The sequence below is a fragment of the Fibrobacter sp. genome, from assembly GCF_045601785.1.
GTDB lineage: Bacteria > Fibrobacterota > Fibrobacteria > Fibrobacterales > Fibrobacteraceae > Fibrobacter.
Map to the genome: position 1 here is coordinate 1 of NZ_JAZSAF010000001.1, position 13390 is coordinate 13390.

Below are 13390 nucleotides of genomic sequence, written 5' to 3' on the forward strand. Positions count from 1 at the left end.
AAAATCCTTTGGTTATTTGTTATGCAGGTGGTCAGACCGCGTGGCAAATTTAATCAAAGGATTTCTGCTTTCCACAAGGATGTAAAGCCGTAGGCTCTTTGGAACCACCCGCCTAGCGGGTGGTTTTCTGTATACAAAAAAAGCCGTGTCCCGCAAGTCGGACACGGCTTTTCCCGACCTAAGTCGGGGCTAGGGTCTTAATCGCTGTTGTACCCAACCCCCTGACAACTCCTTACGATTAAGATTTTCCAAACCACTCCCTAGCCTTAGGCTTTTGCCTACAAGTAAAATAATTTTTTTCAGATAAAAACCGGATACTTAGGAAAAACAAAGTGTTGTTCAAGAAAACAACAACCAAACTATAAAAAAGCCTTATTTTTCGCTTATTTCGCAAAATTAGGCACTCCAGCTATCGAATTTTTAGATATTATTTATAATGATGGAACCAGTAAGCCTGACATCGAATCAAGAGCATATTGTTGATTCGCTTTTAAAGAAGAATCCCAAGCTGGATCGCGGGATTCTTTCCCAGGCTGTTAACTTCATCGCAGAGGCTCACGAAGGCCAGTACCGCAAAAGCGGCATGCCCTATACCGAGCACCCCTACGAAGTCGCAAAAATTCTTGCCGACTTAAAACAGGACCAGTCCACGGTCCTTGCAGGGCTACTCCACGACGTCGTCGAAGACACCGACCACTCGCTCGAAGAAATCGCCCAGAAGTTTGGTGAAGACACGGCCTTCATGGTCGATGCCGTCACAAAGATTACCGCCGCCCAGGAATCAAGCAAGACCGCCCAGAAGGCGGAAACCTACCGCAAGTTGATCACCGCCATGGCGAAAGATCCGCGGGTCATCATGATCAAGATTGCGGACCGCATCCACAACATGCGCACCATGCGCTACATGAAGCCCGAAAAACGGCAAGCCATTGCGCAGGAAACGCTTGACATCTACATTCCGCTCACGCACCGTTTCGGCCTCTACAAGCTTAAAAACGAGCTTGAAGACCTTAGTTTCAAGTATGTGAACCCCGACGAGTACCAAAAGCTGGTGGATCTCCTTATCGAGAACAAGGAGTCCCGCGAAAAGTACATCCAGTCGGTGATAGGACCGTTGCAGATCAAGATGGCTCTCGAAGACTTCGATTGCACCATCCAGGGGCGCACCAAGAACATTTACAGCATCTACAACAAGATGATTAGCCGAGGGTGCCAGTTCGAAGACATTTTCGACATCTTCGCCATCCGCATCATCGTAGAGACCATTCCCGAATGCTACCTGGCGCTGGGTTATGTCCACAACCTGTGGACTCCGCTGCAGAGCCGCTTCAAGGACTACATCGCGACCCCGAAGCCGAACCTTTACCAAAGTATCCACACCACGGTCATCGGCCCCGAAAACAAGATGGTCGAAATCCAAATCCGCACCAAGGACATGGACCTGACCGCCGAAAAGGGATTCGCCGCCCACTGGGCCTACAAGCTCGAAACCCAGCACGAAGGCGAGGAACTCGCCTGGCTGAACCACATGGTCAAGCTCCAGTCCGAAATTTCGGACTCCAAGGAATATCTCGACTTCTTGAAAGTGGACCTGAAGCCGTCGGGTATGACGGTATTCACTCCCAAGGGGACCTCCATCGAACTTCCGCAGGGTTCCATCGTCTTGGACTTCGCCTTTGCCGTCCACACCGAGCTGGGCCTGCACTGCATTGGCGCCCGCATCAACGACGAGGTGGTGAACCTCGATACGGTCGTAGAGCATGGAGCCACTATTCAGGTACTTAAGAGCCCGAACCAGGAACCGAGCCCCGAATGGCTCGAAATGGTCAAGACCGTCAAGGCAAAGCAGGAACTGCGCCGCTGGATGAAGAGCAGCATCATGAAGCAGTCGCTCAGCCTTGGCAAGGAAATCTGGGACCGCGAACTGCGCCTGCAAAAAATCGAAAAGGACAAGAGGCCGACCGAAGAATCCATTTGCAAATACTTTGGCACCCCCACCATCGACGATTTCTACGAACGCATGGGCCAGGGCGAACTGCCGCTGGCGGACATCCAGCGTTTCTTGAACGGTGGCGAAACCACGCAGAAGGAATCCTCGACGCTTAGGTTTTTCCCGAAGTTCAACAAGGACCTGAAGGCGGACCGCCGCGACGAAATGCCGCTGCAGATTGGCCAAGAAACCAGTCTCGTGGTGCAATTCGCCAAGTGCTGCGCACCGATTCCCGGCGACCCGATTGTGGGAATCCTCCGCCCAAAGATTGGCATCGAGGTCCACACGACGGACTGTCCGCAGCTAAAGAACCTCCCGGAAGACCAGCATATCGCAGTCGAATGGAGCGAAGACATCAAGCACTCCTTCGAAGCGCACCTCACCATCGAGACCGAGAACCGCAAGAACATCACTTTCGATGTGTTGCAGGAACTCAAGCGCGCGAACGTGTTCCTGGAAAGGGTCACCTCGGCGAGCAAGCATTATTCGGGTCGAATCCGCCTGGTGTTCAAGGCCTTCCGCAAGGAACAGGTTGACACCATCATCAACGCAATCAAGAACATTCCCGGCGTAAAACAGGTGGTTAAATCATGATTTCCAAGCTCCACCACAGCGACTACACCCTGAAAAACCGCGCATTCAACTGCCGCATGCGCAACCGTTACTACGAAGAGGTGTATTACGCATTCAGGGCCATTTTCCCGAACGAAGTCGCCGAACGCCGCGAGCACAACCCGGCCGCCGACACCATCTGGTTCCAAAACCTGAGCAAGGAAATCAAGCGCTACGAAAGGCTCATCATGACCTGCCTGGAATACGCGCAGGCGGCTATTTTCTATGGCAAGGCCGAAAACAAGGCAATGTATTCCAAGGACAAGCGCTGGGGTATATTGCAAGAAGAAATCTTCTTGGTTCACTTTTTGCAAGAGCTACTATCTACCACACGCTACGTGATTGCCCGAATCGAAACCGACCAGATGCTACAGCGCTGGGCAGGCGAAATACAGGACCTGAAAACCAAGCCGGTAGCGTCAGGTTACGTGAACACCATTCAGGAAAAACTGAACGAAATGAACGCGGCAACGCTTGACGAGTTCAAGGACTTGCTCAAGCACGTGCTTGACCGATTCCAGATCGGCAACAACCTTTTCGGAACGGTTCAAGAGCTACAGAACTTCTACTAAACGAGAGAAAGACAAGAGACACAAGAAATGTCAGAGTACATTATACTTTCAATCTTCCTTTTCCTGGGCGCGTTTATCGCGGCAGCGGCCACCGTCACGGGGCTTCTGCTCGGTTACCGCACCAAGAACACCAAAAACAAGATGGCACCCTACGAATGCGGTATGGAAACCATCGGAAACGCACGAATCCAGTTCAAGGTAGGTTACTACCTGTTCGCACTGCTGTTCCTCGTTTTCGACATCGAAGCGCTGTTCTTGTTCCCGGTCATGGCAAACTTCAAGGAGATTATGGCAGGCAACACGCCGCTACCTCCTCAAGTCGTAGTCATTGACCTTGTGATTTTCATGGCAATCCTCGTTTCGGGCCTTGCCTACGCATGGAAGAAAGGAATCCTTAAGTGGGAATAACCCTATGGGAATTATAAACCTAGCTCCTAAGATTTTAGATCCTATCCCGGGCGGCAAGTATGTCGTCAACGCGATTGACTACGTTGTCAACTGGGCTCGCGCCAACTCTATTTGGCCCCTTACTTACGGCACCAGCTGCTGCGCCATCGAAATGATGAGTAGCTCCATGGCGCGCTACGATATTGCTCGCTTTGGTTCCGAAGTGTTCCGCGCTTCGCCCCGCCAGGCGGACCTTTTCATTATCGCAGGAACCATTACCCGCCGTATGGCGCCCGCACTGCAGATGCTCTGGGAACAGATGCCTGGTCCCAAGTACGTGCTTGCGATGGGCGCCTGCACCATCAGCGGAGGCCCCTTCATTTACGACAACTACGCTGTGGTGCGCGGGGCGCAGAACCTGATTCCGGTGGACGTATTCGTTCCCGGTTGCCCGCCTCGCCCAGAAGCACTGTTCCACGGTCTACTCACGCTCCGCGAAAAGATTTTGAAAGAAACCTGCCGCGCCCCTTGGCACGAAGGCGAAATCCGCAACGTGTCCACGATGGACCGCTACCGCGAAGCCGCAAAGGCATGGGCCGCCCTTGAACGCATCAAGGACGAGGAAATGGCCGAAGCCCGCGCGAAGTTCAAGGAAGAAAATCCCGACTATAAGAGCAGCTTCAAGCCCGTGCGCGTAAAGAAGGAAGACTTCCCCGAAGTGGAACGAGTCGCCTGCAAGCGTTTCGGCTTAAGCCAGCTCGACATCTACAAAAAGCTCAAGGCGAAGTTCCCAGACATCACCGTGCACACGCACAGCGAAGACCCTATAGAAGATGTCGTCGCCGCTATGCCTGCCGACCGTCCCCTCGAAGTGATGATCAGCGTCGAAGACTACGTGGCCGCCGTAGAATACGTGAAGAATGATCCCGAGTTCAAGATGAACTACCTGATCGACGTAACCGCAATCGACTACGACGATCACTTCGACATGGTGACCATGCTCCGCAGCACCGAAATCGGGCACAAGGTGTTCTTCTGCGTGCAGATCAAGAAAGATTTTGACATTCCCGAAGACAAGCGCCCGACAGCGCTCCTCGGCAAAGTTCCGACGATCAGCCACCTGTACCCAGGTGCCGAAGTCAAGGAACGCGAAGTCTACGACATGTTCGGCATTGACTTCGTGGGTCACCCCGACCTGCGCCGCATCTTCTTGGACAAGGACTTTGTAGGTTACCCCTTGCGTAAAGACTTTACCCATCCCGAAATCATCAGGAGGCCCGTATAATGGCAACGAGACTTCCCCCGGGATTTAAGATTACCCGCGATACCAATACCGAAGAATTTTTCATCAACATGGGTCCGCAGCACCCCAGTACCCACGGTGCTTTGCGACTTGCACTCCGCATGGACGGCGAAACAATTGTTGAAGTGGTCCCCCACTTTGGCTACATTCACCGCGGCATGGAAAAGCAGGCAGAGTCCATGAGCTACCTGCAGTACATTGCGATGTCTGACCGCCAGGACTACTTGACGGCAATACAAAACAACCTGGGGGTCGTGATTGCACTTGAAAAAGGCATGAACGTAGGCGTTACCGAAAAAGCCGAATACATCCGCGTGATGCTTTCGGAGCTAGGACGTATCGCGAGCCACCTGGTGTTCTTCGGCTGCTTCGGCGGCGATTTGGGCGGCCAAACCTGCTTGCTGTTTGGCTTCAAGGAACGCGAAATGATCCATGACATTCTGGAAGAGGTCACCGGGTCTCGCCTCACCACCAACTTCTTTAGACCGGGTGGCAGCCGCTATGATGTTCCTGAAAACTTCATCGACCGCGTGAAGGCGTTCCTCAAGCACCTGGAAGGCGCCATGAAGGACTACGAAAGGTTCCTTTCCAAGAATGTCATCGTGCTGGAACGCAGCAAGGGCATCGGCATCCTTTCTGCCGAAGACGCCATCGCCTACGGATGCTCCGGCCCGGTGCTCCGCGCCAGCGGCGTCGACTTCGATGTCCGCAAGGCAAACCCCTACAGCATCTACGACCAGCTGCAATTCGATGTGCCCGTGACCTACACCGGCGACTGCTACGACCGTTACACAGTCCGCATCGCCGAAATCCACGAGTCCATGCGAATTCTGTACCAGTGCATCGAAAAGTTCCCAAAGGAAGGCCCCTGGCGCAGCAAGGAAAAGCCCGTGCGTCTGCCCGTGGGTCGCTACTACAGCGAAATCGAAACCGCCAAGGGCCTGTACGCCACCTACGTGGTTGCAGCCACCACAGGCGAAAAGCCTTACCGCATCCACACACGTGGGCCCAGTTTCCCGCACATTGCCGCCCTCAATAAGATGGCGCAGGGTCACAAGATTTCCGACCTCGTGACCATTATGGCAACGCTTGACCCCGTGATTCCAGAGATTGACAGGTAATTTATGTTTGTACCATCTGTAACACATCCGATTGGCGACTTTGTTCGCAGCTGGGTTCCTAAACTCACGGCATACTTGCCGGATGCCTTGCACAATGCAACTCTCGATAGCATCACCGCATTCCTCGTGAACGCCTTGATTTGCATCGTGGCCGTTTGCGCGGTGAACATCGGTTCGGCTCCGATCCTTATCTACATGGAACGCAAGGTGTGCGCCCACGTGCAATGCCGCCTGGGCCCCATGCGTCTCGGCTGGCACGGTACGCTTCAGACCATCGCCGACGTGATCAAGATGCTCTTCAAGGAAGTCTATTCCCCGAGCGGCGCCGACAAGCTGATGTTCTATGTGGCACCGATGATTGTGCTCATCGCTCCGTTCATCGTCTGTGCCCTGATTCCCTTCGACAAGAACCTGGTGGTCGCCGATATCGACATGGGCATCCCGATGATCATTGCCGTGAACGGATTCGGAGTGCTTGGCATTTTGCTCGGCGGCTGGAGCAGCAACAACAAGTATTCCCTGCTCGGTGCGCTGCGCAGCGGCGCCCAGATGATTAGCTACGAAATTTCGTTTGCGATGATTCTCCTGTTCGTCGTGATGGTTTCGGGTTCCACGAACCTGATGGACATTACCATGAGTCAGTCCGGCACCGTTCTCGACTGGTTTATCTTCAAGATTCCGGTCATCGGCTTCATCGCCTTTATCCTGTTCTTCATCTCTTCTACCGCCGAAATGAACCGCGCCCCCTTCGACATCGCCGAAGCGGAACAGGAACTCACCGGCGGCTACCACACCGAATACAACGGCACCCCGTTTGCCATGTTCTACCTGGCCGAATACATCGCCCTGGTCACGAACTCGGCTCTTGCCGCCACCTGCTTCCTGGGTGGATTCCACGCGCCCTGCATCGGAGTCGAAGCAATCGACACCTACCTGCAGATGGTTCCTGGCTTCGTGTGGTTCTTTGCAAAGATTTACTTCATGATCTGGTGCTACATGATGGTCCGCTGGACCTTTGTGCGCCCCCGCGTGGACCAGCTCATGGACTTTGAATGGAAATTCCTTTTGCCGGTGAACCTGGTGATTCTCACCGCCGGCGCAGTTTACATGATTTTGGTCTAATATGCAAGAACGAATTTCTACACGTCGATACATCAAGCGCTACCTGAAGCGCTGCATCACGGGTCCGTGGAGCCTGATCTGCGGTTTATCCGTGTCGTTAAAGTACTTTTTTGACCCGCGGCGCATTGTTACGGAACAATACCCCGAAAACAAGAAGACGCTCAAGATGCACGAGCGCTACCGCGGACGCCTCGAGATGATCGAAGACGCCGACGGAAACAACCACTGCACCGCCTGCGGCATGTGCGAACGCGCCTGCCCGAACGCATCGATTAACGTGCTTTCGACCAAGAACATCGCGGGCAAAAAGGTGCTCGGCCGTTACGTCTACCACTTTGCGAGCTGCACCCAGTGCGGGCTCTGCGTGGAAGCCTGCCCGTTCGGGGCCATCCGCATGAGCCAGGCGTTCGAAGTCGCAACGACCGATCCTGCTTCGCTCGAAATGATTCTCAACAAGAAGGAGGGCCAAGGCTAATGATCCAGAATCTGTTAGCAGGGCTTATTCCGCAGAATGTCGCCTTCCCGATGGGTGGAATGGACTTGGCGTTCTATCTGGTAGCCTTTATTATCCTCGTAACCGCCGTCTGCACGGTCGCCGTCAAGAACATTCTGCAGAGTGCCGTGTTCCTGATATTCTCCTTTGTAGGAACCGCCATTCTTTACTTGCTGCTGCACGCCGAATTCACTGCGCTTGCCCAGGTAATGGTCTATGTGGGCGGCGTCGTGATTTTCGTGGTATTCACCATTCTTCTCACAAGTCACCTCGGCGAAGACGCCTTCGCGGTCAAGATGCCGAGGATTTTTGCGGCATTTGCGCTGTCGATTATCTTTGTCCTGGTGATGGTCAAGTGCCTGCTCCCCGTCGAAGGTCTTTCGAGTGGCGCCGTAGTCGCTCCCGAAGGTTACGCCTCTCTCAAGGCGTTCGCCCTTAGGCTCCTGGGCTACGGACCCGACGGATTCGTGATTCCATTCGAAGTGGTAAGTATCCTTCTCCTGATGACGCTGATCTGCGCCATCACCATCGCCCGTAAAGGCAAGGAGGACGAAGAAAAATGACTCTGATGAATTGCCTGATTCTCGCATTCCTGCTGTTCGGCATTGGCGTGTGGGGCCTGATGCGCCGTCGCCACCTGATCGGCATGCTGATTTCGATCGAGCTCATGCTGAACGCAGCGAACATCAACTTTATCTCTTTTGCCTACTTTAGCGCAAAGGACTCTACCGCAGGTGCGCTCTTCAGCATCTTCGTGATTGCGGTGACCGCCTGCGAAATGGCGATTGCCCTTGCCATCATCGTGTCGATGTACCGCCGCTATAAGAGTCTGGACGTAGAACAGTTGAGGGACCTCCATGATTAACGACGTTTCCATCAGCTACTTGATTTTCTTGATGCCGCTACTCGTATTCGCGGTAAACGGGCTCTTTCTCGGCCGCAAGTCCGACAAGGCTGCATCCGCCTTCGCCGTCATCGGTAACGGAATCGCCATGGTGTCTGCGCTGATTGTCGCGGTCCACTACTTTAGTTCCTCCTTCGCTCCGCAGAAAGGGATCATGTTCGACATCCCCTTCCTCAAGTTCGGCGAAAACTTCAACGCGAACATCGGGCTACTGATTGACCCGCTCTCGGTGATGATGCTCGTGGTCGTTACGGTGATTTCGTTCCTGGTGAACATCTACAGCATCGGCTACATGAAGGGCGACCGGTCTGCCGGCAGGTTCTTCTCGCTCCTTTCGCTGTTCAGCTTCAGCATGCTGGGACTCGTCGCCGCAACGAACATTTTCCAGATGTTTATTTTCTGGGAACTCGTGGGTGTATCCAGCTACCTGCTGATCGGTTTCTGGTACCATAAGCCGTCTGCGGTGAGCGCATCGAAACAGGCGTTCATCTTAACGCGTTTTGCCGACAGCTTCTTCTTGCTCGGCATCGTGATCGTGAGTTACGTGGTGCAGAGTTTCGACTTCTTCGCGCTGAACGGCCTTACGCTTTCCGTATTCAAGAAGGAAACCATCGACTTAGGCCTGATGGTCGTCTCCAAGGCGGACGCCCTGATTCTCGGTTCCATCCTCATCTTTACCGGCGGCTGGGGCAAGTCGGCCATGTTCCCGATGCACATTTGGCTTCCGAACGCGATGGAAGGTCCGACTCCGGTATCTTCGATCATCCACAGCGCAACGATGGTGGTCGCAGGCGTTTACCTTGCCGCAAGGCTCTTCCCGTTCTTTGCCGTCTGCGGCGAAACGCTCGACATCATCCTCGTGGTGGGCGCCTTCACGATGGTCTTTGCGGCAGTCATCGCCTGCACGCAGAAAGACATCAAGCGCATCCTTGCCTACTCGACGCTTTCACAGCTGGGCTACATGATGTTTGCCCTCGGTGCCTGCAAGATTGGCGATGCGGTCATCACCACCGGCTGGACCGCTTCTACATTCCACATTTTCACCCACGCATTCTTCAAGTGCGCCCTGTTCCTGATTGCGGGTAGCCTCATTCATCAGGTGCACACCAACGACCTGGATGCCATGGGAGGGCTCCGCAAGAAGATGCCGCTCACCTATTGGAGCGCCCTCATTTGCGTGCTTGCGATTTCGGGTATTCCCCCGTTCTCCGGCTTCTTCTCGAAGGACGAAATCATCCTGGCGGCCTTCCAGGGACACCACTATGTCGTATTCGGCCTTGCGCTCCTTACGAGCGGACTCACGACCTTCTACATGTTCCGTCTGTTCTTCCTCGCCTTCCATGGTGCACCGCGCTGCAAATCCGTGGAGCAGGGACATGTCCACGAAGATTTCTTCATGACGCTCCCGATCGTGATCCTTGCAGTTCCGGCGCTCCTGAGCGGTATTTTGGGCAAGGGAATCTTCGAGCACTACTTTGTGCCCGGCAAGCTTCGCGTGCCGCAGCTCATGCAGCTTCCGCATGCGGAATGGATTCCCTATGCAGCAGTCGCCGTCGCAGTCGTGGCACTGCTGATTGCTTGGTTCTTCTACGCAAGCCCCAAGGCTAAAGTGGAACGCGCGCTCGATGAATCGAACCGTTGCGGCCTTTACAAGGTGGTCTACCACAAGTTCTATTTCGATGAAATGTACTACGCCGTGGTGCGCCAGTTCGTCATTGGCGGAATCGCCCGCGTGGCAAGGTTCATCCAAGATTACATTATCGAAGGCATCCTCGCGTTCTGCGTCTGGTTCATCCACAAGCTGGGCGACCTGGTGCGCTACGCACAGGGCGGAAACCTCACCTTCTATTTGGGTACACTCCTCGTAGGCGTTCTGCTTTGGCGCTTCCTGGGGCAACTTCCCTTTTAATCCCTGAGGCATTTTGATTATGGATACTTTGCTTTTCAACTTAATCTGGATCATTCCGCTGATTACGGTGCTTGTTTGTGCGCCCATCGACGGAAAACGCCAATCGCTTCTCAAGACAATCCACGCGGCGTCGGGCACCTTGGTGCTCCTGCTCGTCGGATACCTCACCTACCGTCTCTACACGCTCGGCATCGAGAGCGCCGCCAAGGAATCGGCACCGCTCCTGCTCCACTACTACATGGACATTCCCTGGATCCATACGTTCAACGCGCACTACGCCGTTGGCGCCGATGGGCTCAACATGTTCCTGCTGTTCCTCACCGCGGTTATCGTCTGGGGAGGCATTCTGGTCAGCTGGAATATCAAGGGGAACCAGAAGGTGTTCTTCGCCCTCATCCAGCTCTTGGCCACGAGCGTCTACGGCGTGTTCATGAGCATGGACCTGGTGCTGTTCTTCGTATTCTACGAAATGGAAGCGCTCTGCATGTATCTGATGATTGCAGGCTATGGTTCCGGCCGCAAGGACTACGGCGGTAAAAAGCTGACGTTAACGCTTGCCTTCGGCTCTTCCATGATTTTGGCAACACTCTTTGGGCTCTACTTCGAAAGCGGAACCGGCAGCTGGAACCTCATAGAACTTTCCAAGGTGACGCTCCCGATGGATTTCCAGATGTGGGCGTTCCCGCTCATGTTCATGGGCTTTGCGGTTTCAAGTTCCTTGTTCCCGTTCCATTTCTGGAGTCCGGACGGCCACTCCGCCGCACCGACGGCAGTCTCGATGCTTGCCGCCGGCGTGATGATGAAGATGGGTGCATACGGATGCCTGCGCGTTGCCATGTTCTTAATGCCCGAAGCTGCCAAGATTTGGCTCCCGTATGTAGTGGCACTCCTGATTTTCAACGTGGTGCTCGGCCCCTTCATCGCACTGCGTCACAAGGATCTCAAGTACATCACCGCCTACAGTTCCATTAGCCACCTGGGACTTATCTTCTTGGGACTTGCCGCCATGACTCCGGTAGGACTCCGCGGAGCATCGCTCCAGATGATTTCTCACGGTTTCTTGACGGGACTCTTCTTTGCGACCATTGGCATGATCTACGAACGCACCCACACCCGCGACATCACCGAGATGGGCGGCATCATGAGGAAGCTCCCGTTCCTCGGCGTTGGATTTGTGATTGCTGGCTTTGCAGGTCTTGGCCTCCCAGGCTTTAGCGGATTCATTGCCGAAAGCAACATCTTCATCGGCGCCTTCCAGCAGGAATCGACGATTACCCGTATTGTCACGGTGCTCGCCATCCTTTCGATTACGACGACGGCCGTCTACATTCTGCAGACGGCGAACCGCATGCTGCACGGCAACATGCCCGCCAAATACGAAACGCTTACCGACGCCTGCATCCGCGAAAAGATCGTGGTTGTGGTACTGGTGTTCTGCCTTCTCTTGATTGGTGTATTCCCCGGATGGATAGCCGACATGCTCGACCAGAGCATCGCCCCGATTTTTGCAAAGATTAATTCAGCCCTGTAACGACTATGTATTTACCCAACTTTATTTTCCCCGACCTGCTCCTACTCTTGTTCCCGTTTATCGTCATCGGGAGCAGGCTCTTCTGCACCGACCGTTCAAAGGCCCCCTGGCGCATTGCAAACATCGGGTTCATCCTGATCTTTGTACTGCTCAACTTCATCCCGCTCGCGAGCGGCACGGGACGGTTCTTCATTAGTAACTGGCACATCGACGACTTCGGCGTCTTGATGCGCGAAGTGCTGATGGTTTCTGCCATCTTGGGAATTTGGCTTGCCAAGGACTACTTCGAACACGGTGGTGGCGGAAAGCCCGCCATGCACCAGATTGCAGAATTCATCGGAGCCATCGCCTTCGCGACCTTCGGCGGCTTTACCGTCGTCTCAGCCTGCGATCTGCTCACCTTCTTCCTCGGGCTTGAAATCGCGACGATTCCGATGTACGCACTTGCGGCCTGGAATAAGCAAGACCAGTATGGTTCCGAAGCTGCCACCAAGTACATTCTGATGGGCTCGGTCGCAACGGCCTTCGAGCTCTTCGGTTTCAGCTACCTGTACGGCTTTGCAGGTTCCATCCACTTTGATGCAATCCACGACGCCGTCGCTAGCGGCGCAAGCCCGCTGCTCTGGATCGCAGTTCTTTTCCTGTTTGCAGGAATCGGTTTCAAGCTCACGCTGTTCCCGTTCTATACATGGGCACCCGATGTCTACGAAGGCGCCCCCACGCCCGTGACGGCCGTGCTCTCGGTAACCTCGAAGGCTACTGCCATCGCGTTCCTCGTGGTCCTCATCTACGGGCCTCTCGCTCCCATCCAGGAACAGATTGCTCCCTTCATCGCACTTCTTGCGGGACTCACGCTCTTTGTCGGCAACCTAGGCGCCTTAAAGCAGAGCAGACTCCGCCGCTTCATGGCCTACAGTTCCATTGCGCAGGCAGGCTACATCATGATTGCGCTCCTTGGCCCTACAACCATCGCAAAGACAGCTATCATCTACTATCTGTTCGTTTACGCCGTCTCGAACTACCTCGCCTTCTTCGTGTTCGGCATCATCGGGCATCACCGCGAAGAGACCTTCGATTCCCTGCGCGGGCTTTCGAAGCAGAAGCCGTCTTTGGCAATAGCCCTCGCCGTTGCCATGTTCAGCTTGGCAGGCATCCCGCCCCTTGCAGGGTTCTTCGGTAAGTTCCACCTGTTCTACAGCGGAGCCTCCACTGGGCATTACGCGATTGTCGCCTTTGCCGTGCTGAACAACGTGCTTGCGCTGTTCTACTACTTGCAGCTCATCAAGAGCGCCTGGATCGACGAGACCGATGAACACCTGAATCCGCTGCGCATGACAAAGCGTCAGCGCGGCGTGATCATTCTCTTGACGGTCGCGGTGATTGCGCTGGGTGTACTACCGTTCCTGAGCGACAACATCTTTGCAGGCTTCACGTTCTAGTAAGAAT

At 54.4% G+C, this 13390-nt stretch carries 12 protein-coding genes; all 12 read left to right on the top strand.

Annotation, left to right across the window (positions count from 1 at the left end; all coding sequences use genetic code 11):
• Nucleotides 1–436 precede the first annotated feature (436 nt).
• Genes ACKI61_RS00005 through ACKI61_RS00060 form a run of 12 tightly spaced genes read left to right on the top strand, consistent with a single transcriptional unit; the run spans nt 437 to nt 13383 of the window.
• Nucleotides 437–2584: a RelA/SpoT family protein gene (locus tag ACKI61_RS00005; protein ID WP_407455780.1), complete on the top strand. Its 2148-nt coding sequence runs from the start codon at nt 437–439 to the stop codon at nt 2582–2584.
• Entirely contained in the window at nt 2581–3174 is a 594-nt protein-coding gene (locus tag ACKI61_RS00010) for a hypothetical protein (protein WP_407455781.1), read from the top strand. Before ACKI61_RS00005 ends, ACKI61_RS00010 begins: the two co-directional genes overlap by 4 nt.
• A gap of 27 nt (nt 3175–3201) precedes the next feature.
• Nucleotides 3202–3582: an NADH-quinone oxidoreductase subunit A gene (locus ACKI61_RS00015; RefSeq protein WP_072978267.1), complete on the top strand. Its 381-nt coding sequence runs from the start codon at nt 3202–3204 to the stop codon at nt 3580–3582.
• A 4-nt stretch (nt 3583–3586) separates the two neighbouring features.
• Nucleotides 3587–4846, top strand: a complete 1260-nt coding sequence (gene nuoB, locus ACKI61_RS00020; protein WP_407455782.1) for an NADH-quinone oxidoreductase subunit NuoB — start codon at nt 3587–3589, stop codon at nt 4844–4846.
• On the top strand, nt 4846–5985 hold the full coding sequence (locus ACKI61_RS00025; RefSeq protein WP_407455783.1) for an NADH-quinone oxidoreductase subunit D: 1140 nt from the start codon (nt 4846–4848) through the stop codon (nt 5983–5985). Before nuoB ends, ACKI61_RS00025 begins: the two co-directional genes overlap by 1 nt.
• Before the next feature lie 3 nt (nt 5986–5988).
• Entirely contained in the window at nt 5989–7107 is a 1119-nt protein-coding gene (locus ACKI61_RS00030) for a complex I subunit 1/NuoH family protein (RefSeq protein WP_407455784.1), read from the top strand.
• 1 nt (nt 7108) lies between these two features.
• Nucleotides 7109–7582: a 4Fe-4S binding protein gene (locus tag ACKI61_RS00035; protein WP_407455785.1), complete on the top strand. Its 474-nt coding sequence runs from the start codon at nt 7109–7111 to the stop codon at nt 7580–7582.
• Entirely contained in the window at nt 7582–8163 is a 582-nt protein-coding gene (locus ACKI61_RS00040; protein ID WP_407455786.1) for an NADH-quinone oxidoreductase subunit J, read from the top strand. The genes ACKI61_RS00035 and ACKI61_RS00040 overlap by 1 nt, the downstream gene beginning before the upstream one ends.
• Complete coding sequence (gene nuoK, locus ACKI61_RS00045) at nt 8160–8465, top strand: NADH-quinone oxidoreductase subunit NuoK (RefSeq protein ID WP_072798596.1); 306 nt, start codon at nt 8160–8162, stop codon at nt 8463–8465. The genes ACKI61_RS00040 and nuoK overlap by 4 nt, the downstream gene beginning before the upstream one ends.
• A complete protein-coding gene (gene nuoL, locus ACKI61_RS00050) occupies nt 8458–10413 on the top strand; it encodes an NADH-quinone oxidoreductase subunit L (protein ID WP_407455787.1) in 1956 nt (651 codons plus the stop codon). The genes nuoK and nuoL overlap by 8 nt, the downstream gene beginning before the upstream one ends.
• Before the next feature lie 19 nt (nt 10414–10432).
• Nucleotides 10433–11944: a NuoM family protein gene (locus ACKI61_RS00055; RefSeq protein WP_407455788.1), complete on the top strand. Its 1512-nt coding sequence runs from the start codon at nt 10433–10435 to the stop codon at nt 11942–11944.
• A 5-nt stretch (nt 11945–11949) separates the two neighbouring features.
• Nucleotides 11950–13383 carry an NADH-quinone oxidoreductase subunit N gene (locus tag ACKI61_RS00060; protein ID WP_407455789.1) on the top strand — a complete coding sequence of 478 codons (1434 nt, stop codon included), beginning with the start codon at nt 11950–11952 and terminating at the stop codon, nt 13381–13383.
• Nucleotides 13384–13390: the final 7 nt, after the last annotated feature.